Origin of the sequence: Anaerococcus sp. (assembly GCF_022770135.1) — a bacterium.
In the GTDB taxonomy this organism is placed as follows: Bacteria; Bacillota; Clostridia; order Tissierellales; family Peptoniphilaceae; genus Anaerococcus.
Window position 1 is genome coordinate 1 of the sequence record NZ_JALEIL010000043.1, and the last position, 22,628, is coordinate 22,628.

Annotated in this window: 22 protein-coding genes; 18 read left to right on the plus strand and 4 right to left on the minus strand. The window is 37.9% G+C overall.

Annotation, left to right across the window (positions count from 1 at the left end; all coding sequences use genetic code 11):
- The 5 genes from MRZ08_RS01580 to MRZ08_RS01600 form a co-directional block, all read left to right on the plus strand.
- On the plus strand, window positions 1–1,143 hold a 1,143-nt coding region (locus MRZ08_RS01580), incomplete at its 5' end, for an ABC transporter substrate-binding protein (protein WP_297378541.1).
- Window positions 1,136–2,083 (plus strand): ABC transporter permease, encoded by a 948-nt coding sequence (locus MRZ08_RS01585; RefSeq protein ID WP_297378543.1) that lies wholly within the window; start codon window positions 1,136–1,138, stop codon window positions 2,081–2,083. The genes MRZ08_RS01580 and MRZ08_RS01585, both read left to right, overlap by 8 nt.
- Entirely contained in the window at window positions 2,080–2,898 is an 819-nt protein-coding gene (locus MRZ08_RS01590; RefSeq protein WP_297378546.1) for an ABC transporter permease, read from the plus strand. Before MRZ08_RS01585 ends, MRZ08_RS01590 begins: the two co-directional genes overlap by 4 nt.
- Window positions 2,895–3,866: an ABC transporter ATP-binding protein gene (locus tag MRZ08_RS01595; protein WP_297378549.1), complete on the plus strand. Its 972-nt coding sequence runs from the start codon at window positions 2,895–2,897 to the stop codon at window positions 3,864–3,866. The genes MRZ08_RS01590 and MRZ08_RS01595 overlap by 4 nt, the downstream gene beginning before the upstream one ends.
- Window positions 3,859–4,632, plus strand: coding sequence for a dipeptide/oligopeptide/nickel ABC transporter ATP-binding protein (locus MRZ08_RS01600; RefSeq protein WP_297378552.1), 774 nt, complete (start codon window positions 3,859–3,861; stop codon window positions 4,630–4,632). The genes MRZ08_RS01595 and MRZ08_RS01600 overlap by 8 nt, the downstream gene beginning before the upstream one ends.
- Window positions 4,633–4,741: 109 nt before the next feature.
- Here MRZ08_RS01600 and MRZ08_RS01605 read toward each other — a convergent pair whose 3' ends face one another.
- Together MRZ08_RS01605 and MRZ08_RS01610 are read right to left on the minus strand one after the other, a co-directional pair.
- Complete coding sequence (locus MRZ08_RS01605) at window positions 4,742–5,236, minus strand: tryptophan transporter (RefSeq protein ID WP_297378556.1); 495 nt, start codon at window positions 5,234–5,236, stop codon at window positions 4,742–4,744.
- Between the two features lie 303 nt (window positions 5,237–5,539).
- Window positions 5,540–6,853 carry an NCS2 family permease gene (locus MRZ08_RS01610; RefSeq protein WP_297378559.1) on the minus strand — a complete coding sequence of 438 codons (1,314 nt, stop codon included), beginning with the start codon at window positions 6,851–6,853 and terminating at the stop codon, window positions 5,540–5,542.
- Between the two features lie 113 nt (window positions 6,854–6,966).
- Here MRZ08_RS01610 and MRZ08_RS01615 point away from each other — a divergent pair, with 113 nt between their 5' ends.
- The 4 genes from MRZ08_RS01615 (at window position 6,967) to MRZ08_RS01630 (ending at window position 11,759) form a co-directional block, all read left to right on the plus strand.
- Entirely contained in the window at window positions 6,967–8,211 is a 1,245-nt protein-coding gene (locus MRZ08_RS01615; RefSeq protein WP_297378562.1) for a hemolysin family protein, read from the plus strand.
- Window positions 8,212–8,221: 10 nt separating this feature from the next.
- Complete coding sequence (locus MRZ08_RS01620; protein ID WP_297378565.1) at window positions 8,222–9,874, plus strand: putative manganese-dependent inorganic diphosphatase; 1,653 nt, start codon at window positions 8,222–8,224, stop codon at window positions 9,872–9,874.
- A gap of 57 nt (window positions 9,875–9,931) precedes the next feature.
- On the plus strand, window positions 9,932–10,447 hold the full coding sequence (locus MRZ08_RS01625; RefSeq protein ID WP_297378567.1) for an NUDIX domain-containing protein: 516 nt from the start codon (window positions 9,932–9,934) through the stop codon (window positions 10,445–10,447).
- Window positions 10,448–10,529: 82 nt separating this feature from the next.
- Entirely contained in the window at window positions 10,530–11,759 is a 1,230-nt protein-coding gene (locus tag MRZ08_RS01630) for a dicarboxylate/amino acid:cation symporter (RefSeq protein ID WP_297378570.1), read from the plus strand.
- A gap of 66 nt (window positions 11,760–11,825) precedes the next feature.
- Here the strand turns inward: MRZ08_RS01630 and MRZ08_RS01635 are convergent, their stop codons facing one another.
- Window positions 11,826–12,053, minus strand: coding sequence for a DUF1858 domain-containing protein (locus tag MRZ08_RS01635; RefSeq protein WP_105301785.1), 228 nt, complete (start codon window positions 12,051–12,053; stop codon window positions 11,826–11,828).
- Between the two features lie 101 nt (window positions 12,054–12,154).
- Here MRZ08_RS01635 and MRZ08_RS01640 point away from each other — a divergent pair, with 101 nt between their 5' ends.
- The 5 genes from MRZ08_RS01640 (at window position 12,155) to MRZ08_RS01660 (ending at window position 17,111) form a co-directional block, all read left to right on the plus strand.
- On the plus strand, window positions 12,155–12,499 hold the full coding sequence (locus MRZ08_RS01640; RefSeq protein ID WP_297378577.1) for a hypothetical protein: 345 nt from the start codon (window positions 12,155–12,157) through the stop codon (window positions 12,497–12,499).
- A gap of 132 nt (window positions 12,500–12,631) precedes the next feature.
- Window positions 12,632–14,485 carry a molecular chaperone HtpG gene (htpG, locus tag MRZ08_RS01645; RefSeq protein ID WP_297378580.1) on the plus strand — a complete coding sequence of 618 codons (1,854 nt, stop codon included), beginning with the start codon at window positions 12,632–12,634 and terminating at the stop codon, window positions 14,483–14,485.
- Between the two features lie 8 nt (window positions 14,486–14,493).
- Window positions 14,494–15,876 carry an aminopeptidase gene (locus MRZ08_RS01650; protein ID WP_297378584.1) on the plus strand — a complete coding sequence of 461 codons (1,383 nt, stop codon included), beginning with the start codon at window positions 14,494–14,496 and terminating at the stop codon, window positions 15,874–15,876.
- Between the two features lie 90 nt (window positions 15,877–15,966).
- Window positions 15,967–16,203: a Veg family protein gene (locus MRZ08_RS01655; protein ID WP_004833901.1), complete on the plus strand. Its 237-nt coding sequence runs from the start codon at window positions 15,967–15,969 to the stop codon at window positions 16,201–16,203.
- 77 nt (window positions 16,204–16,280) lie between these two features.
- Window positions 16,281–17,111: a PHP domain-containing protein gene (locus tag MRZ08_RS01660; RefSeq protein ID WP_297378589.1), complete on the plus strand. Its 831-nt coding sequence runs from the start codon at window positions 16,281–16,283 to the stop codon at window positions 17,109–17,111.
- A 65-nt stretch (window positions 17,112–17,176) separates the two neighbouring features.
- Here MRZ08_RS01660 and MRZ08_RS01665 read toward each other — a convergent pair whose 3' ends face one another.
- Window positions 17,177–17,746, minus strand: coding sequence for a DUF3783 domain-containing protein (locus tag MRZ08_RS01665; RefSeq protein WP_297378592.1), 570 nt, complete (start codon window positions 17,744–17,746; stop codon window positions 17,177–17,179).
- A gap of 292 nt (window positions 17,747–18,038) precedes the next feature.
- Between MRZ08_RS01665 and MRZ08_RS01670 the strand changes: the two genes are divergently transcribed.
- From MRZ08_RS01670 to MRZ08_RS01685, 4 genes are all read left to right on the plus strand, one after another.
- Entirely contained in the window at window positions 18,039–18,524 is a 486-nt protein-coding gene (locus MRZ08_RS01670; RefSeq protein WP_297378595.1) for a hypothetical protein, read from the plus strand.
- A 215-nt stretch (window positions 18,525–18,739) separates the two neighbouring features.
- Window positions 18,740–19,462 (plus strand): ABC transporter ATP-binding protein, encoded by a 723-nt coding sequence (locus MRZ08_RS01675; RefSeq protein WP_297378598.1) that lies wholly within the window; start codon window positions 18,740–18,742, stop codon window positions 19,460–19,462.
- Window positions 19,455–21,116, plus strand: a complete 1,662-nt coding sequence (locus tag MRZ08_RS01680) for a hypothetical protein (protein WP_297378601.1) — start codon at window positions 19,455–19,457, stop codon at window positions 21,114–21,116. Before MRZ08_RS01675 ends, MRZ08_RS01680 begins: the two co-directional genes overlap by 8 nt.
- Before the next feature lie 153 nt (window positions 21,117–21,269).
- A partial coding sequence (locus MRZ08_RS01685; protein ID WP_297378603.1) for a M3 family oligoendopeptidase occupies window positions 21,270–22,628 on the plus strand: 1,359 nt, incomplete at its 3' end.

Here is a 22,628-nt window from a genome sequence, read left to right on the forward strand (position 1 = left end):
GGACTAACAAGTGGAGAGCCAAAGTCTTCTAAGTTTGCCCAAATAGAATCAATGGAAGTTGTATCACCTACAGAAATTAAAATCAAACTAAAGGAAAAATCCAATTCCTTCATTTTCTTAAATACTCAACCAATTGTCCAAAAAGACTATGAAGACAATCAAACAAAACCAATAGGAACTGGTCCTTTCGAGTTTGTTTCCTACACTCCAGGTGAGGGAATGAAGCTAAGAAGATTTGACGACTATCACAGAAAAGACCACCTTGCAAAATTTGCTGACGTAGAGATTCTAAGAATTGCTGACAGACAAACCCTAATCATGGCCCTAAATAACAAGGACGTGGACCTTGCCACAGGACTTACTAATGATGAGCTAAGCCAAATAGAAGAAACTTGCGATATCCATTCCTTCCCACAAAACTTAGTTCAAGTCCTAGGTCTTAACAACGATGTCAAGCCTTTTGATGATATGAGGGTAAGACAAGCTGTAGCCTATGCCATCGATAAGGACGAAATTATAAATACAGCAGCAGGTGGCAGGGCAAGTAAGCTCGTATCAAACTTCTCCCCAGCCCTTAAGGAATACTACAACGATATGGAAGAAAAATATCCATACAATCCAGAAAAGGCCAAGGAACTCTTAAAAGAAGCAGGTCTTGAGGACGGTTTTTCTGTAAAACTAACTGTGCCAAGTGATTACAAATACCATATGGACACAGCAGAATTGATCCAAGCCCAACTAGGCAAGGTAGGAATTGAAGTAACTCTTGACCCAATCGAGTTTTCTACCTGGCTCAGCAAGGTATACAAGGACAAGGACTATGAGGCTACAGTTTCAGGCTTTGTAGGCTACGTAGATCCAATCAGAGTAATCGATAGATATGTATCAACTAACGACAAAAACTTCATCAACTACAAGTCAGAAGCCTATGACGAGGCTATAAATGCTGCTCAAAGTGCAGATACTAAGGAAGAGATAATCCAAAATGTAAAGGCTGCCCAAGAATTTATGGCAGAAGATGCAGGATCAGTTTACCTAACAGACCCTGACAACAACCAAGCCCTAAACAAGGACCTTACAGGACTTAAATCCTACCCAGTACAAAAGATTAATCTAGAGGATATAGAAAAGAAAAATGACTAAAGCAATTGTTAAAAAGCTCTTGTCTATAATATTGACTTTGTTTTTTGTATCTGTCCTAATATTTCTAGTATTTCAAATAATTCCAGGTAATCCTGCCGAAATAATACTAGGGACAGAGGCAGATCCAGCCCAGATAAAGGCTCTCGAAAGAGAGCTCGGGCTTGATAAGTCAATGTTTCAAAGATATATATCCTGGATAGGAGGGCTTTTGAGATTAGATATGGGAGAAAGTCTTAAGTACAGGATGCCTGTAAGCACACTTTTCCTAAGAAAGCTTCCAGTAACCCTGACACTGACCCTTTACTCCCTAATCCTATCGATAATAATAGCAATCCCACTTTCAATTCAAATCACCTTGAAGTCTGATAAGTGGTATTCATCAATCATTACGGCTATAACCCAGCTTGGTATTTCCATACCTTCATTTTGGTTGGCCTTTTTGCTAATTTATTTATTTGCAGTAAAGCTTAATATATTTAACACCCTATCCTACAATGCCATGGCGGGAGGATTTCTCGAGAGACTTAAGAGCTTCTTTCTCCCATCCCTTGCTATAGCCATACCTAATATAGCAACCATTATTAGATATATGCAGGTGGCAATCTTAGATGAAATCAACAAGGACTATGTAAGGACAGCGAGGATGAAGGGGATGACCCTTAAGGAAATCTTATACAAACACGTCCTTAAAAACGCCCTAATTCCTGTAATTACAGTAATAGGAATGAGCCTTACATCAAGTGTGGGTGGGTCTTTGATTATAGAAAATGTTTTCGCCCTACCAGGGATTGGATCTTTGATAGTTGCATCTATCTCATCGAGAGACTTTCCTTTGATCCAATCGGTTGTAATAGCTGTGGCCTTTTTGGTAATTTTCATTAACTTCATCATAGACATAGCCTACGGCCTAATTGACCCAAGAATAAGAGGTGGAAAATGATAAAGAATAACAAAATAGCAATAAATATAGGAAAATTTATCATAGGCTTCTACTTTTTAGTCTTTGTCGTATCCATATTTTGGACTCCTTATGATCCCAATGCCATTGAGACTAGTCAGAAACTTTTATCTCCAAGCCTCATCCATCCCTTTGGGACAGATAATATGGGAAGAGACATCCTATCAAGGCTTATGGAAGGAAGTAAGTACGCCATAGTTCTTTCCTTTGGGACGGTAGGCCTTGCCCTAATCCTAGGTTCTATTATAGGAGCTTGTGCAGGTTATTTTGGTGGAAGAGTTGACGAGATCCTCATGCGTTTTATAGATTCCCTAATGGCCTTTCCTGGAATCCTTTTTGCCATGATGCTGGTATCTGTTTTTGGATCAGGCTTAATCAATACAATTTTTGCCATAGGAATCATGTCTATTCCATATTTTGCAAGAGTTGTAAGAAGTGGCTTTCTCCAAGTTAAAAACGCCCAGTTTGTTAAATCCGCAGTGGTCAAGGGAGGAGGACCTGTCTATATAGCGATAAATCACATCATGCCTAATATCAAAAACCAAGTCATGGTTGCCATAGTCCTTTCTATTTCCCAAGCCATTCTTGCAGAAAGTGGCTTATCCTACTTAGGTCTTGGAGTTAGGCCACCAGATCCTTCTTGGGGAAGGATGCTAAAGGAGAGCCAAATTTATTTTAACCAGGCTCCATATTATTTTATAGCGACAGGAGTTTGTCTAAGCCTCTTAGTCTTAGGCTTTACCCTCTATGGAGAGAAGTTTAGAAATGAAAGATTAAAGGAGAAGGCAGAAAGATGAAATTATTAGAAGTAAAAGACCTTACAGTGGCCTTTCCCACAGAAAATGGGGACAAGAATGCAGTAAATCACCTATCCTTTGATCTTTATGAAAATGACTTCGTGGGCCTTGTAGGAGAAAGTGGTTGCGGAAAGACCGTCGCTACCCAAACTATCCTAGGAATCCAGGCCCAAGCTGCCATTGTTAAGTCAGGTTCAGTTAAGCTTAGAGACATAGAGGTTTTGGGCCTAAGTGATAAGGAGTGGAAGAAATACAGGTCACGAAACATTGCCACAGTCTTTCAAGAACCAGGCTCTGCCCTAAATCCCTTGATGAAGGTAGGAAAGCAAATCGAAGAAGTCCTAAAAATCCACTATGACTTTGATAAGGAAAAAAGAAAAAAACTTGTCTTAGAAACTATGGAAAAATGTGGCCTAAGAGATGTAGAAAGTCTCTATGATAAGTATCCTCACGAGCTTTCTGGAGGAATGCAGCAAAGGATAATCATAGCTATGAGCCTTATAGCAAATCCCAACGTCCTTATAGCAGATGAGCCAACTACAGCCCTTGATGCCAAGGTCCAAGCTCAGATTATAGATCTCTTCAAAGATATTTCTAGGATCTATAAGGGAGCAATAGTCTTTATCAGTCATGACCTTAATTTAATTGAGCGAATCTCAAAGACTGTAATGATAATGTATGCAGGAAGGATTGTCGAAAGAGGAAAGACTCGCGATGTAATAGCAAATCCCCTCCATCCTTATACCAAGGCCCTCCTAAAGGCTGTGCCAAACTTTAGGAAAAGAGGAGAGAAGCTTTACAATATCAAAGGCCATGTCCCAGACCTTAAGAACAGGCCCAATACAGGCTGTCCTTTCGCCGATAGGTGTGACCATGTTATGGATATTTGTAGAAAAGCTTTCCCAGAAACAACTAGAGAGGAAGACCACGAGGTAAATTGCCATCTTTATGGAGGAAATAATGGATGAGATTTTAAGAATTGATCATATTACAAAAATCTTCAAGGATTCCTCCTTGCTTTTTAGGAAAAAAGATAAAATCGCCCTTGATGATGTTACTTTTGATGTAAAAAAGGGCGAGATCTTTGGTCTTGTAGGAGAAAGTGGATCTGGTAAGACGACTCTTTCAAATATTATCCTAAGGCTTGTCAAGGAAACTAGTGGGTCGATTTATTTTAAGGATAAGGATATTAGTAAATTCACTAAAACAGAGCTTAAAGCCTACAGGAGAAATGTCCAAGTAGTCTTCCAAAATCCCTACCAAGCCCTCAATCCCAAAAAGACCATAGGCTTTTCCCTAAGAGAAATCCTTAAAATCCACGATCTCTATGATGATGGAGGAGAGGAAAAAATCAGGGAAATACTTGAAGAAATCGAGATGGAAGTAGACGTCCTAGACTATCTTCCAAGTAGGCTTTCGGGAGGACAAAAACAGAGGATTGCCATAGCTGCAGCTCTTCTTATAGATCCTGAATTTCTTATAATAGATGAGGGAGTAAGCGCCCTTGATGTAAGTATCCAGGCCCAAATCCTTAATCTTATCAAAGAACTTCAGGAAATCCACCAGTTTACTACATTTTTCATCTCCCACGACCTTAATGTAATAGCCTATTTATCAGATAGGATCGGGGTCCTCTACAATGGAAAATTGGTAGATCTCTTCAAGACAGAAGATATAGGAAAAGATGAAAGAGCAGACTATACTAAGGAGCTTTTTAAGTCTATTATTATTTAGAAAAATTAGCTTGTTCAATGAAGACAATTAAATATTCTAGCTTTTTAAGGAAAATAAGCAAAGTAAAACGAGGTCACAGGATTTGTTTCTTAGGACCTCGTTATTCTCTTCAAATCATTTTTTCTATTTTATTGTAAGCATTCATCAGTATCAAACCAAAAATCGAATTAACTACCATTGCAACCAAAACCACTGGAAGGGATGGGAGAAATAGATTCATTTGCTTAGTTATGCCTAAGGCTAAAAGTAAAAATAAAACTCCGCTTACTAGGGTTCCAAAGGCGTAGATAAATACTGTTTGAAACTTATTTAAGTCTTTGCCAAATTTTTGAATTAGAAGAAAAACTACTATAGCTACTATGATTTTTTCTATAAAATTTGGGATTTGTCCTCCTGGAAAGCTTGTTGTAAGGGCACTCATTATCCCGCCACATACTCCAATAAGGATAGCTTCTTTGATATCACCTGCTATGATAAGGGATATAAACATCATGGACAAGAGAAAGTCAGGTTTTACTCCGCCAAAGATTGGTGGGACCAAAAAGTGCATCACAAGTCCAAGTGCCATAAAGATTGCCGATAAGGTTAAGTTTCTAGTTTTCATAATTTCCTCCTAATAAATATAATAAAAAAAGCCCGCTCCATATAGGAGCGAGCATAGGCCCACGGTGCCATCCTTCTTGCCTTACTAAGGCGCTTTAGATACATACATATCCTATCCCTGTAAGGTGGGAAGACCCGCCGGCTACTAGATTCACCATTGATCTGATAGATCCATTCACAAGTTAAAATCCAGAAATTCTCATCAACCATTTCCTTTCTGTAGGAGTTTTAATCTTCTTACTACTTCTATCTACGATTATTATTGTTATAATTATAAATCTTTTTTAATCTTTTGTCAAGTATTCTAGAAAAGTGGTAATAGATATCTAAGGATAAATACTACTGAAAGCACATAAACTAGAGGTGAAACTTCCTTGCCCTTTCCTGTTAAGAGCTTAATTACAGCATAAGAAATCATTCCAAATGAGATACCTTCTGCGATAGAATAAGTTAGTGGCATCATTAAAATTGTCATGAAGGCTGGGAAGGCTTCTGATATATCAGAAAAGTCAATGTCCACAACTGTAGTAATCATGAATAGTCCCACTGTAACTAAGGCTGCTGCAGTAGCTGCCGCTGGTATTATTGAAAATACTGGAAAGAAGAAGGCTGCTATTACAAAGCATACTGCAGTAGCAAGGGCTGTAAGACCTGTTCTTCCACCTTCTGCAACTCCTGATGATGATTCAACGAAAGTTGTTACTGTACTTGTTCCAACCATAGAGCCTATAGTAGTTCCTATAGCATCTGATAAAAGTGCCTTTTTAATCTCTGGTAAGTTTCCATCTTCATCCAACATATCTGCCTTAGTAGCAACTCCTGTAAGTGTTCCTAGAGTGTCAAAAATATCGACAAAGAGGAAGGAGAAGAGTACTGAGAACATTTCAAGTGAGAATACATTTGAAAAGTCTAGTTTGAAAAATACTGGTGCGATTGACGGAGGTAGACTTACTATATGAGAGTCAGGAAAGTGGGTTACGCCAAGAATTAGTGAAAGAACTGTAGATACTAGAATACCCCATAACAAGGCTCCCTTAACCTTTCTTGCTGTAAGAACTACCATTATAATAAGTGCAAAGAAAAATATAAATCCGTTTGCGTTTGTTAGCTCACCAAGACTTAAAGATATGTCGCCAACCTTTAGGATTCCTGCATTTAGTAGACCGATTTCTGCGATAAATAAACCGATACCTACTGAAACTGCCTTTTTGAGATTTATAGGAATTGAGTTAAAGATAGCTTCTCTGACGCCTACGAAAGATAAAAGTAAGAATATAATACCTTCTAAAAATACTGCTGTGAGTGCGAATTGCCAAGTTTTTCCCATTTGCATAACAACTGTGTAGGTAAAGAATGCATTAAGCCCCATACCAGCTGATAGACCAAATGGAAGATTTGCATAAAAAGCCATAAATAGCATTGCTATCACGCTTGCGATGATAGTGCCTGTGAAAACTGCCCCGTAATCCATACCGGATTCTGATAGAATCTGAGGATTTACTGCTAGAATATATGACATGGTCATAAATGTAGTGATGCCTGCCATTATTTCTGTTCTAGTGTCTGTACCATGCTTTTTTAGTTTAAAAGCTTTTTCGAAAAATGAATTTTCTGCCATTTTTTCCTCCCTTATTTATGATACACATTTATTATATACTTAAATCTGATAAATTCATATTTTCCCCTTTTAATTTATTAAAATCTATCTTATAATATAAGAAGGAGGACGTTTTGACGACTATCAATATAATTCAGCTGATTCTCATAATTTTGGGAGTAATGTTTTCGGCATTTTTCTCCTCATCAGAAACAGCCCTTACAAGTATTAATACATTTAAAATCAGACAAATGGAAAAAAACGGAGTTAAAAACTCCCACATCCTAAAGAAACTGGTAGATAATATCACCAAGGTACTTACTACTATTCTTATAGGAAATAATATAGTAAATATCGTAACAACTACAATTGCAACAATATTTTTCACAGATGTGTTTGGCCCAAAGGGAGCGGTAATTTCACCAATTGTCCTTACTATTGTTGTTCTAATCTTTGGTGAGGTAACTCCCAAAAATATAGCCACAGCCAACTCTGAGAAGCTTGCCCTAAAGGTTGCCAAGCCTATTAGGTTTTTTAATATAATCCTAACCCCCTTATCCTTTATCCTAGGCCTTATTACAGGTGCCATAAGTAAGCTTTTTGTAAGCGAGAATGTGGATAATGATAGGGTGACAGAAGAAGACTTAAAGACCATAGTCGATGTATCAGAAGAGCAGGGAGTGATCAATAACGAAGAAAGCGAAATGATAAATAACGTCTTCGAATTTGGAAACTCGGACGTTTCAGATATTATGACGGCAAGGACCAATATGGAAGCTATACCAGTAGACCTTCCTATTGATGAGCTTAAGGCCTTTCTTAAAAGCTCCAACCATTCTAGAATTCCAGTTTACGGGAGAAATATAGACAATGTCCTAGGAATCCTACATATGAAAGATTTAGTCAGTCATATGGTTCAGGAAAATGACATAAAGCTAATCGATTGTATAAGACCTGCCCATTATGTCTACGACAATATGCACATCTTTGACCTATTTACTACTATGAGGGGAGAGAACCTCTCCCTTGCTATTGTAATCGACGAGTATGGTGGAACAAGCGGACTTGTAACTATAGAAGATATAGTAGAAGAGCTTGTAGGAGAGATTGATGACGAATATGACTCTGCCTACGAGACAATCTATAAGATAAATGAGAAGGAATATTTGGTCAATCCTTCAATCCACTTAAATGATTTCAACGACTATTTTGATACGAACCTAGAGGAGATCAAAAACGATTCTATAGGAGGTTTTGTGATTGATAATCTTTCTAGGATTCCTAATAAGGGTGATTTTGTCAAAATTAACAATATGACTATCACAGTACTTCAAGTCAACAGATATAAAATCGAGATGCTCAAAGTAAATTTTATGTAAAGGAGTTATTATGAGAGATGTAGTTTATATCACAGGCCATAAGAATCCAGACACAGATTCTATAATGAGTGCCCTAGCCTATGCTGACCTTAAAAACAGACTCGGCGAAGTCAAGGCAATTCCAATCAGACTCGGCAAGCTTAATCCGGAAAGCAAGTTTGTCCTAGACTATTTTGGCCTAGAGCCACCAAAGCTTAAGGAATCGATCAAGCTTCAAGTCAAAGACCTTGATATTGACAAGGGAAATATCATAGACCCATCTATTGCTATAAGGTCTGCTTGGGAAATCTTCCAAAAGGGAGATGCCAACTCGCTTTCTGTTGTCGATGCTAATGGAAAAATTGCAGGAATCGCATCTCTTTCTAACATCACCCGTGCCTATATGGACGTTTGGGATGACAAGATTTTGGGTAGGAGCAAGACTCCAATCGATAATATCATTGATGTTCTCGCCGCAAGAATCATTAACCTTCCAGAAAATCCAAGGGCCTATGATGGGAAGATGACAGTATTTGCCATGAATGATGAGGACGGGGAGACTTTGGATGAAGTTTTCCTTGAAGGAGATATTATTATCTCAGGTAACAGGGACGACTATTATGAATATATCCTAAATAAGAAAATCGCTCTACTAATCCTAACCCATGGGGCAGAGATGAATGAGGAAATGGTAGAGCTTGCAAGGAAAAATGATGTTACAGTCCTATCTACAGAATACAATTCCTTCATGACAGCAAGACTTCTTCCAATGACTATTCCAGTTAGCCATGTAATGACTACTGATAATCTAATTTATTTTACTGAGGATGATAATCTAGATACAGTAAGAGATGCCATGGCCAAGTCAAGATTTAGATCATATCCAGTAGTTGATTCGACAAAAAGAGTCGTAGGATCTGTATCAAGATACCATCTGATCTCATCTGATAAGAAAAAATTGATTCTAGTAGATCACAATGAGAGAAATCAATCAATCGACGATATAGAAGAAGCAGAAATTCAAGAGATAATCGACCACCATAGAGTAGCCAATATTCTTACCACAGGGCCAGTTTTCTTTAGAGCAGAACCGGTTGGTTCTACCGCAACTATAATCTCCGAAATGTATCTAGAAAGTGGAATCAGACCAAGCAAGGAAATCGCAGGGATTCTTTGTGCTGCTATGATATCAGATACTCTTTTGTTTAGGTCTCCAACAACAACAGATATCGACAGGAGAATCCTAGACAGGATGAGTAAGATAGCAGACCTTAACCCAGAAGAATTTGCTGATAAGATGTTTAGGGCAGCAACTTCCTTAAAGGGAAAGTCCGCCAGCGATTTGGTAGAGGGAGATGTAAAGACCTTCAATATCGGAGGAGAAGACTTTAGGGTTGGCCAAGTTATGACCATGAACCCAGAAGAGCTCCTTCCAATTATGGATGAGCTAAAGGACTTGATGGATAAGAAGATTAAATCCAAAAATGAATCTACCTTCGTCCTAGTCCTTACAGATATCTTCAACGAAAGAAGTGAGCTTCTAGTAGTGGGAGACCACTTCGATTCTATAAAAGACGAATTTGGAGAAATCACAGATAAGGGTACCATCAATGCACCAGGTGTCCTAAGCCGTAAAAAACAAGTAATACCAAGAATAACAGCAGCTGTAATGGCTGACAAATAGAGATATCCTAGGCTTACTTTCATTAGAGAGTAGGCCTAGGTTTTTTGCGAGGAAAAAATGGAAATATTAGACTTATATGATGAAAATAGGATAAAGACAGGAAAGACTTACATAAGAGGAGAGAAGATGCCAGATGATACCTATAGGCTAATCGTCCATCTATTGATATTTGATGATTGGGGCAATCTCCTCATCCAAAAAAGACAAAAGACGAAATCTATGGCAAACTTGTGGGACATCACTTGTGGAGGAGCAGCAAGTGCCGGGGAAACCAGCAAGGAAGCTATATCTAGAGAGCTTAAAGAAGAGCTAGGCTTTAGCATAGATTTTACAAGTATTAGACCCATCCTTACAGCCAATTTCAAACACGGCTTCGATGATTTCTACCTAGTAAGGAAAAATATAAATTTAGATGAAGTAAAGCTCCAAGAAGAAGAAGTAGCGGCTTGTAAGTGGGCAAGTTTTGATGAAGTGATGGACCTTATGGAAAGGGAGAGATTTGTAAGATACAAGAAAAACTTTATAAGGCTCCTCTTTGATCTAAATGATGATCTAAGAGTAGTAGAAATCTAAGAGAATTTAGAGAAAAAATGCTTATTAATTGCAAAGTAATTGTGCTTTGTGATATATTTATAGGAAGAAAAAGGAGGAATATATGTCAGAAAAGAAAGCTAAAAAGAAATCGAATCTTACAAGAAACATCCTGATTGCCTTAGTTTCGGCGGTCATCTTAGGACTTCTTTTACAAAGCAAGGCAGAGTTATTAAACACCTATATCAAACCATTTGGTGATATATTTCTAAACCTAATCAAGTTTATAGTAACACCAATTGTATTTTTCTCAATTATTGGTGGAATTGTCTCCATGAGAGATATCAAAAAAGTCGGAGAAGTCGGAGTTTTTACCATAGTTTATTATTTCCTAACCACATCCTTTGCCATAGTGATAGGCCTCGGATTTGCCAACATATTTAAGAAAATATTTCCAGTAATAGCTACGACTAACCTGGAATATGAGGTTGGGGAGAAAGTTTCCTTTATGGATACACTTGTAAATATATTTCCTAAAAACTTCCTAAGCCCAATGGTAGAGGCCAACATGCTCCAAATAATCGTAGGAGCAATGATTGTTGGATTTTCTATCCTACTTATCAAAAAAGAAAGTCAAGCCAAGGCTATTGGAGCAGTTGATGTCTTAAATGAAATATTTATGAAGGCAATGGAATTAATCCTAAGCCTATCTCCAATTGGAGTATTTTGCTTACTTGTTCCAGTAATAGCAGAAAATGGCGCAATGATTATAGGATCTCTCGCATCAGTCCTACTTGTGGCCTATCTAGCCTACCTCCTACACGGCCTTGTGGTATATTCATTTACCGTAAAGACCTTAGCCAAGATGAGCCCTATAGAATTTTTCAAGGGCATGGCACCAGCTATAATGTTTGCCTTCTCATCAGCATCTTCAGTAGGAACTATTCCAATCAATATCAAATGCTGCGAAGAACTTGGAGCAGACCATGACGTAACAAGCTTCGTCCTACCCTTAGGAGCTACCATAAATATGGACGGAACAGCAATCTATCAAGGGGTATGTGCAGTATTTATCGCCTCTTGTTACGGAATAGACCTTACCCTTGGCCAAATGGTAAATATTGTTCTTACTGCAACGCTCGCATCAATAGGAACAGCAGGAGTTCCAGGAAGCGGAATGATAATGCTTGCCATGGTCCTTCAATCAGTAGGGCTACCAGTAGAAGGAATCGCCCTAGTAGCAGGAATCGATAGGATATTCGACATGGGAAGAACTACCCTAAATATCACAGGAGATGCAACTGCAGCTATAATCAATACAGAAAGACTAAGAAGAAAAGGGAAAATTCAATAAAAAGGAGCGGATAAGAAAATCCGCCCTAATTAACAAATAAATCCACCTTTCGGGGTGGATTTACTTTTATTTATTCAATTCTTCAAGTAGGTAGTCGCAATCCATTCCGTGTACCATGCAAGCTTCTTCGAGGCTTTCATAGAGGGAAGATGGACATGCGATACAACCCATTCCTGCCATCAAAAGTGTGTTGATAGCTTCAGGTTTTATTTGAATTATCTCGCCTATAATCATATCACGAGTGATTTTCTTTTCGCTAGTTTTATCAGTTGTTTTATTTTCTTCTAAAGCCATATAGACCTCCTTCTTGCTAGTATTATTTTACTACAAAAACAAAACGATTCAAAGTGTTTTACTAGGGATTAATTTATTATATAATACATATAGGAGGGAATATGGACGATAAAGAGAAAATTTTAAAAGATATAAGCGAAGATAGAAAGAAGCTTTTTAGGATAAATGAAGAGATAGAAGGACTCGATAAGAAGGTTTCCTTTTGGAAGATTTTTCTTTTTCCTTTGGCGATTTCTTTTATTATCCTTCTATTAGTAGGACAAATGGGCTTAAGTGATGGACAAAAGATTGGAATTTTCATCATAACTTTTGCCCTAGCCTTGATCCTTCTTACTAGAAGATCTAGGAAAATAATAAGCCAAGAGAAGGAAATCTTAATTGAAAAAAGAAAAAATATTCAACATGAGATTTTTGAAAAGACTAAGCTACTAAAAGAAGAAGACTAGGACTTAAGCATGTAGATTTCACGAGGTTTATTTTCTTATATTAGCTAAGTCCCCTAGACTTTTGGATTGAAAAAAACAAGATAGCTTAGTATAGTATTAGCAGTCAGATACAAAGAGTGCTAAGGAGGAGAAATGAAGAAAGAATTTAAAGCTGAAGCCAAAAAAGTAATGGATCTTATGATCAACTCCATCTACACAAACAAGGAAATCTTCCTAAGAGAGTTGATATCCAATGCTTCAGACGCACTAGATAAATTATATTACGAGGACTTAAAAAGCGAGAATTCTACCGACAAGGCAGATTATTATATAGAACTAATTCCAAACAAGGACGAAAGAAGCCTAATCATCAGGGATACGGGGATTGGAATGAATGAGGAAGACCTTACAGAAAATCTCGGAACAATTGCCAAATCTGGAACAGAAGCCTTCAGAAAATCAGTCGAAGATTCTGATATCAAAGACCTCATAGGCCAATTCGGTGTAGGATTTTATTCTGCCTTTATGGTAGCAGATAAGATTGAAGTTCTCACTAAAAAGTACGGCGAAGATAAGGCTTACTTGTGGGAGTCTGTCAACGCAGAATCTTACGAGATCAAGGAAGCGACTAAGGAAGGTCACGGAACTGATATCAAGCTTTTCTTTAAGGAAAATACAGAATATGATAACTACGATGACTATCTCGACCAATACAGGATCAAGAGCCTTGTGGAGAAATATTCTAACTACATCAGATACCCAATCAAGATGTTTGTAACAAAGACAAGACAAAGCGTGGATTCTACAGAAGATGATCCAAAATATGAAGATTACAAGGACTATGACATCCTAAATTCCAACGAGCCTATCTGGAAAAAGAACAAGAAGGACCTCAAGGATGAGGATTATATTAACTTCTACAGGGAAAGCCACTACGGTTTTGATGAGCCACTTTCCTGGATTCACTTCAAAGTTGAAGGCTTAGTTAGCTTTAAGGCACTTTTATATATACCAAAGAAGGCTCCATTTGACTTCTACTCCAAAGATTACAAGAAGGGACTTGAGCTATACTCCCACGGGGTTAAAATCATGGATAGGTCAGAAGACCTCCTAGATGATAGCTTCTCTTTTGTAAAGGGTGTGGTAGACAGTGACGATATTAGCCTAAATATCTCAAGAGAGACCCTTCAACAAGATAGACAAGTTAGGCTTATTGCTAAGCAAATCAACAAAAAGATTAAACAAGCTCTAGCCGACTTGATGAAAAACGATAGGGAAAAATACGAGACCTTCTTTAAAGAATTTGGCAATAGCCTAAAGGTTTCAATCTACGAATCATTTGGAGCAAACAAGGCTGACCTAGAAGACCTCTTACTCTTTAATTCAAGAAAAGAAGATAAGCTAATAAGTCTTGCCGAATACAAGGAAAACATGAAGTCTACCGATGAGGAAATCCTATACGCAGTTGGAGATAGCCTAGAGAAAATTAAGAATTCTCCTGCCCTTGCCCTAGTAGATGAAGATAAAGATGTCCTTCTCCTAGACGAAAAGCTAGATGAATTCCTAATCAAGATGCTAAAAGACTACAAGGACCTTCCTTTCAAATCAATTAACCAAGAAGAAGAAAAAGAAAGCGAAGAAAAGGACGAAACCCTTACAAAATTAATCGACTTTGTCAAAGAAAACACCCCAGAGGATGTAGTAGACGTAAGATTTACTGACAAACTTGCTGACCTACCATCAATGATCAAGCAAAGGGGAGAAGTCTCAATCGAAATGGAAAAGACCTTGAAGGACCAACCACAGGCTATGGACATCAAGGCAGATAAGGTCCTTGAGATAAACAAAGAGACCAAAGCCTTCGACATCCTAAAGGAAAATATGGACAAGGATGAGGATAAGGCAAAGATGATTGTAAATCTCTTACTAGATCAAGCAAGACTAATGGAAGGACTGGAAATAGACGATCCAGTAGCCTATACCAAAAATATATGGAAATTAATTTAGGAGAAAAAATGGAATACAAGAGAAAAAATGTTTGGCTAAACATTGACCAAGGAAAAAGAGACGAGCTAGAAAGCCTATCTACCGACTACATGGACTTTATGAATAAATCAAAGACAGAAAGGCTCGCAGTAAAAGAAATCGTAAAAAGGGCAGAAGAGGCTGGCTTTAGAAATATAGATGAAGTCATAGAAGAAGGAAAGCTTGAAGCAGGGGATAAGGTCTATGCTATAAACAGACAAAAGGCCGTAGCTCTTTTCGTAATCGGAAGCGAGGACTTCGAAGCTGGAATGAGCATAGTAGGAAGCCACCTAGATAGCCCAAGACTTGACCTAAAGCCTGTACCTCTTTACGAATCAAAAGACATAGCCTACCTCAAGACCCACTATTATGGCGGAATCAAAAAATACCACTGGATTAATATCCCTCTAGCCCTTCATGGAGTCGTTTATAATAAGGATGGTGAGAAAATCGAAGTATCTATAGGAGAATACGAAGATGAACCAGTATTTTTCATCTCGGAACTTTTAGTTCACTTATCCAAAGACCTAAACCAAAAGAAGGCAGCTGAGGTTATAGAAGGCGAACAGTTAAATATCATGGTTGGCTCAATCCCACTAGAAGATGAAAAAGACAATCCAGTAAAGAAAAATATCCTACAAATCCTAAAGGAAAAATATAATATAGAAGAAGAGGACTTCCTCACAGCGGAATTTGAAGTAGTTCCTGCAGATAAGGCGAGACTAGTCGGCCTTGATTCATCAATGATTATGGCCTACGGTCACGACGATAAGGTATGTGCCTACACTTCCCTTCGTGCCATTTTGGAAAGTGAAAATCCTAGAAAGACCCTAGTAGGACTATTTGTCGACAAGGAAGAAATTGGCTCAGTAGGAGCTACAGGAATGAGCTCACAATTTTTCGAAAACACTGTAGTAGAACTTATGAACCTAGCTGGAGGAGTAGACCTAGTAAGCTTTAAACGAGCAATGAAAAACTCCAAAGTCCTATCAGCAGACGTAACTCTCGCTGAAGATCCAAACTTCCTAGAAGCTACAGAAGAAAATAACACCGCGAAGCTCGGCCATGGAGTTTGCCTAACCAAGTATACTGGAGCAAGAGGAAAGGGTGGCTCAAACGATGCCGATGCAGAGTTCCTCCAAGAAGTAAGACTTGCCTTCGATAAGGGAGAGGCAATCTGGCAAACAGGCGAGCTAGGAAAAATCGACCAAGGTGGCGGCGGAACCATAGCCTATATCCTTGCAGAATACGGTATGCAGGTAGTTGACTGCGGAACACCAGTAATCTCCATGCACGCTCCCCTAGAGCTTGTAAGCAAAGCCGATGTTTACGAGACTTACAGGGCCTACAAATCTTTCTACGAAAATATTTGACAAGGTCATTAAAGAGCGTATAATTATAAATTTGACATTACTTATGATTCATAGTATAATAGTAACCATAACGAATGAGAGGATGATTAAATGGCACATAAATCAGTTCAAGATATTAGAGATGAAGTAAGAAGTAATGTGGGTAAGGAAGTTATTCTCAAAGCAGATATGGGAAGAAAAAGAATCAAAACTAAGACTGGTGTCATAGTTAATGCCTTCCCAAGCGTATTTACAGTTAAGGTTAACAATGATTTCGATGTAGAAAGAACAGTGTCTTACACTTATTCAGATATATTGACATCAACTGTTAAACTTGTAGCTAATTAAAGATTAGACCTTGTTGCAAGATTGCACAGGGTCTTATTTTTATGATTATAATTAACAAGAAAAAATAAGGAGATAAAATGAAAGAAATATATGCAGACCTACACTCTCATACTAACCACTCTGATGGACTCTTGGAAATAGATGAGCTTTTAAAGCTTGCACAAGAAGCTAAAATCGAAGTCCTTGCCATAACAGATCACGATACGCCAGACCACTACGAAGAAATAAGAGAAAAGGCGAAAGAAATCGGCATAAAGACTGTCAAGGGAGTTGAGATAAGCTGCTATGATTACCAAGTAGACAAAAAAGTCCACATAGTAGCCCTCTTTCTACCTGTCAAGACTCCTCATATAGATAAACTTTGTGGGGCCTTCCTAGAAAAGAGAGATGCCAACCATAGAAAACTAATAAAGGACCTTAAGGACAAAGGTTACGATATAGACTATGCGGCTTGCAAGAAATTTTCCCCATACTCCATAGTATTTAAGTCAAATATCCTTGACGCTCTTAATGAAAGATATCCAGAAGAAAACTTCACCTTCAAGGAAGTTTTCGGCTCTATGAAAGATAAAAAGAAAAACCTAGAAATGGGCTATATTGACGTAGAAGATGGAATAAAGGCAGCCCTTGCCGATGGAGCTATCCCAATCCTTGCCCATCCATGCCAGTACGAAAACTACCCAGAAGTTGGAAAATACGTATCCTTCGGCCTAAGGGGAATAGAAATATCCCACAGACTAATGAAAGAAGAGGACTTTAAACTAACAAAAGACTTAGCAGAAAAATACGAGCTTATAGGATCAGGAGGATCAGACTTCCACGACCCAGCTAAACACAAACTAGGAAAATTTGGCCTAAGCAAGGAAGAATTCGACAAGCTTCTTCAAAAGGCTGGAAAGAAATTATAAATAAAATTATTCACAAAAAAAGGTAATCCAGAATTTTTTCCTGAGATTACCTTTTTGTTTATTTTCTATTCATTTTCTTTTTCCACTCTTAGAGTTTCATCTAGGAGGGTTAGGTAGTATTTTTTGGCTGTTTCTATTTCAAAAATTGAAGAGTCGTTGAAGTAGTCGCCAATTTCAGTTATAAGTTTTGCGATTTTTTCATCTTCTCCGTATTTGTCAGCAAGATTTTCTGATTTTTCTATAAGTTGGTTGATTTTGTAGATTAGGCCCATAGTCTTTGCTTCTCTGTCGTTTTCTTTGAGAAGTTCTCTTAGGGTCCATTTTACGTTGTTTTCTGTAATACCTGCCTTGTGTTGGACGCTTGCTTCATTTTCTCTTAGGGTATCCAGAAGGTCGAAGAGCTCTTCGTTTTCGAAGCCATTAAATAAGGTGAAGTCAAAGTCTAGGTCGTAATCGTCATCATTAACTTCCTTTCTCTCATCACTAAAGCCCTCGATTCCTAGAAGGTGACCTATTGTAAAGTCTAGATGATCCTTTCCTACTTCGATTATATCTATGTCATTTTCCTTAGCGATTTTCTTAAATCTATCGTATTTATCCATATCTATAGGATTGTAAAATAAAATTTCTGCCATATTTACCTCTCTTTTTACTATATATTATAAGTATACTAATATGGGCGGAATAAGACAAATTATATGTTGGTACTAAATTGCTGATAGATTATAATTTAAAAAATTTTAAATAAAAAAATACCCTTATCTCGACTAAGTGAGTAAAACGAACGCATGGAGAGATCTGATTAGATTTCTCCACTCACTTCGTTCGGTCGAAATAAGGAAATTATTACGTTACATAGAGTCAGAGGCAAATTATATTTCCCTCCACTTGGGTATAAATAAACTAAGAATCTATACGGAGGAAATTATGATTGAAGAAAAATTGAATGAACTTTACAAAAGACAGGTCGAAGTCGATAAATATATAAAAGATGCGAGAAAAATTTATAATGATATTTTAATATCTTCTAGAAGGGTGGGCAAAAGCTCTGACTTTACAGGAAAGAAGTTCCTTAGGGGAAATATCGTGGGAGACTTCCTTAGGGCAAACAAGAACCACAATGCCAACAAGTCCATTGGAAGAATTCAAGAAGAACTACTTGACTTTCACTCAAATCTTCTTCTCTTTGATGAAAAACTTGCAAATAAGCTCTATCTTCCATCAAAGGTTAGCGAATATTCTAATATCAATGGGAAAATCGCAGATATAGCCTTTAGATCCAAGCTTAGGATGAAGGAAGTCGATATCAGTAAGTCTGCTAGGTCAGTCCAAAAGGTCCTAATGAAACTTTTATCTGAGAAGAGAAAGATCGCCTATGATATAAGAAAGATTAAGGAATATAAGGATTTATAGAAGTTAGGAATTTTAAAATTTATATAGGAATAAGGGTGGTGGGATTGGAATTTGTCTATATCCTTGCCGCCCTTTTGTATTTAAAAGAGATATTTGACTAAGTACAAGTTTAGCTACATTCTAGAATTTCATATAAACAAGCAATGTTTTACAAACTTGCGATATATATGTTACTATAGAATAAGTTAGAAATTGGAAATTAGAAAGGAGTAATAATGATCAAAGTTTCGAATTTTTCAAAGATTTATTCCAATGGCAAAAAGGCTGTTGACGATATTTCTTTTACTGTCAATGATGGAGAGATATTTGGATTTTTGGGTCCAAATGGAGCAGGTAAGTCTACTACTATAAAAAGCATGGTAGGAATCAATTCAAAGACTGGTGGAGAGATTAGCATAAATGGCAAGACTCTCGAAGAAGATGCCAAGGCCTACAAGAGTGAGTTTTCCTATGTGCCAGATAACCCGGATCTTTTCGAGAACTATTCAGGCAATGAATTTATAAATTTCGTCTCAGATATCTACGGCATAGATAGTGAGACCAGAAAAGAAAGGCTCGACTATTATCTAGAGTTTTTTGACCTAAAAGATGCAATGGACAATCAGATTTCAAGCTATTCTCACGGAATGGCCCAAAGGCTTGCCCTAATCGGAGCTTTGATCAACGATCCTCCGGTAATTTTCTTAGATGAACCAATGGTAGGTCTTGATGCCAAGTCCGCCTACAATCTCAAACAGATTTTAAGAGAAAGAGTAGCGGCTGGAAAAATTGTCTTCTTCTCAACCCACGTTATGGAAATTGCCCAGGAGCTTTGTGATAGGATTGCCATTATCAACAAGGGCAAGATCATCACAGTTGGTACATTTGATGAGATAAAACACGCCGCCAACAGAGAAGGATCTCTAGAAGAAATATTCTTGGAGCTTACTGATGAATAATATAAAGACTATCACAAAATACGCCTTCAAGGAGCAATTTTTCCCATATTTTCCCTCAAAGAAAATAGCGGGTATGCCCAAAAACTATTTGGGAAGGCTTCTTAGCCTTATTTGGTCCTACCTCTTCTTTGGCTTCATCTTCTACCTAGTGATGGGTTTATCTGTCAAGGTCTTTGTAGAAAGTGGGGAGGAAGCCATGTACTTTACAGTATTTGCCATGATGATGACCGTAATAGTCCTACTCCTACACGGAGCGAAGATTTACTCTGACTTTTTTACAGAAAAGTCTATTTCAAACTACCAAACCATGCCCATAACAGAAGGCGAGCTTTTCCTAGGAAAGATTTTTGGAGGAGTCTTGTCATTTTTCGACTACTTCCTCTTCTTCCTCTTGGGTCTTATCCTATACTTTTCTGCTGTTGAATTTGACTTAGGAGCTCTTCTTCTTGGAATAATCAACTTCTTTCCGATGATTCTAGTCCCTTATAGTATCCTTGCCATAATACTATTAATCATAAAGAAGTTTACTAATGTCAACAGACACAAGAAGCTTTTCAAAAACCTTGGCTATGTGTTGATGTTTGCCTTAATAGGAGTAATCTACTACTTCTCCTTTAAGTCAGGACAATCTGGAGATAGTTTCGATAAGTTTGCAAATGGAATGGTAAATGCCGCAAGCAAAAACCAGGGCATATCCAATATCTTCTTCCAAGCCAAGCTATTTGGCCTATCTTTAACAGGAGGAATCGGTCAAAGAATACTTGCGACAATAGTTCTTATAGCACTTTCTGTTCTAATCACCCTTATTGCCTATAAGCTAGCGAGCAAATTCTACTACAAGGCAGTTTTCGAAAACACTGTAACAGAAAAAGCAAGCGAGAAGATTAAGAAAGATAAGAAGAAAAAGCCTGTTGGCCTAAATCAAAAAAGCCAGGTTAGGGCCATAGCCAAGAGAGATTTTAGCATTATGACAAGCAATCTAATGTTTCTCTACACACCAATTCTAATGGCTATGATTTTTACAATCCTTCCTCTTACCCAAGGAAAAGATATAGCAGCAGATATTGGCTATGAGAATATCTATAGTTCTGTGGCGAAGTTTTATATCTTCGCAGTAGCCTTTGGAGCTGGCCTTATGATTTGGATAAATGGGGCGCCAACGTCCAACTCTCTATCAAGAGAAGGAAAGGGCTTCTACCTGATCCAAACCCTACCGGTCGATCCAAAAAGCCACATGAAGGCAAGGCTTGTGTCAGCCATGGCCATAGCCTGTCCAGTTAATCTAATCATGACACTAATAATAGGAATCGTCCTAAAATTAGGCTTTGTGAATTCCCTAATGATTTTCCTAGGTCTAAGCCTATCAGCACTATCAGCAAATATAGTGGGCTTACTACTTTCAACAATAGGAATAAATACCACTTGGCAAAACCCTAAGGAGCTTATGCAGGGCGGAATGAAGTTTTTCATTTACTATATAATAAGCTTTGTAGTAATAATTGCCCTAGTGATCCTTACCATAGCCTTGATGAGTGTAACTAATGGTAAAGTCCTAATAGGAATAGGTGTCCCTGTTTTAATAGTGATAATACTAACAGGAATATTTTATTCTCTAGCCCTTAGGAGATATAAAAAGGGTTTTATGGATGTATAAAAATTTGAGAGCCTTTCAGATAATTAAATCTGGGGCTCTTTTTTATTGAAATTATTTTTATTTATTGAAGAAGAAATTATTTTTTAGAGACTTTACTGAATTTAATAATATTTTAGGGGGTATAACAGTGATTAAAAAGGCTAAGGAGGCTGTATGAGATTTGAGGATTTAGTATATGAGAGACCTGATTTCGATGGGCTTGTGGGAGAGATTTCTTCCTTGCTTGATAAGCTTAGTAGATCAAAGGATAGGGAGAAGTTTTTCGACTTACACAAGGAGATTGAAGATTATTTTCTTAATATATATGAACTCTATAATATCGTAAGTATTAGAAATTCTATCAATACCAAAGACGAGTTCTATGATAAGGAGCTTAAGATATTCTACGATAACATGCCACGATTCGATGAGCTTAAGCATAAACTTTCTACCATTAGGCTAGAAAGTAAGTTTAGATCTGACTTCGAAGAAAAATATGGCAAGACTATAACCATGAGAGATAAGCTCCAAGAAGACACATTCGACCCTTCTATAATGGAAGATAGAATCGCCGAGTCCAAGCTTGTAAATGAATATTACAAACTAACTGGTGGGGCAGAGATTGAATTTAGGGGAGAGATAAAAAACATATCCGGCCTTCTTGCCATAACCCAGGATAGGGATAGGGACACTAGAAAGGAAGCCTTCGAGGCTCTTAATAGCTGGTTTGTCGCTAATATGGCAAGTCTTGATAGGATCTATGATGATTTGGTTAAGCTTAGGACCAAGATCGCAAACAAATTAGGCTTTGAGACCTACACCCCAGTAGCCTATAAGCTTATGGGAAGGCTTGATTGGGATAGTAGGGACGCTAGAAAATATAGAGAGCAAATCCTAGAGCATATCGTTCCTTTAAGTCAAAAAATCTACGCCGACCAGGCCCAAAGAATCGGGATAGAAAATATGAAATATTACGACCTTCCCCTAAGCTTTCTTTCAGGAAATCCGAAGCCTATTGGTGATGAAGATCTCTTAGTAGCTAAGGCACTTGAGATGTATAAGGAGTTGTCAGAGGAGACAGGCGAGTTTTTCGAAGCCATGGTTGATAAGGGCATGATGGATCTAACTACCAAGGACGGCAAGGCTCCAGGCGGCTATATGACAAGCCTTCCACTAACACAAATGCCTTTTATCTTCTCAAACTTTAACGGCACAAGTGGAGATGTGGACGTCCTAACCCACGAGGCAGGCCACGCCTTCCAGGGCTATCTTACAAGAGATATGTATCCAAGTGAGAACAACGACCTAACAATGGAAATTGCAGAGACTCATTCTATGAGCATGGAGTTTTTCACCCATCCTTGGATGGAGGAGTTCTTCGGAGAAGATAGGGAAAAATACTATTACGACCATATAGCTTCATCCATTAAGTTCATCCCTTATGGGGCAAGCATAGATGAATTTCAAGAATATGTCTACGCCAATCCATCTGCGAGCCCAGAGGAGCGAAGAGCCAAGTACAGAGAAATAGAG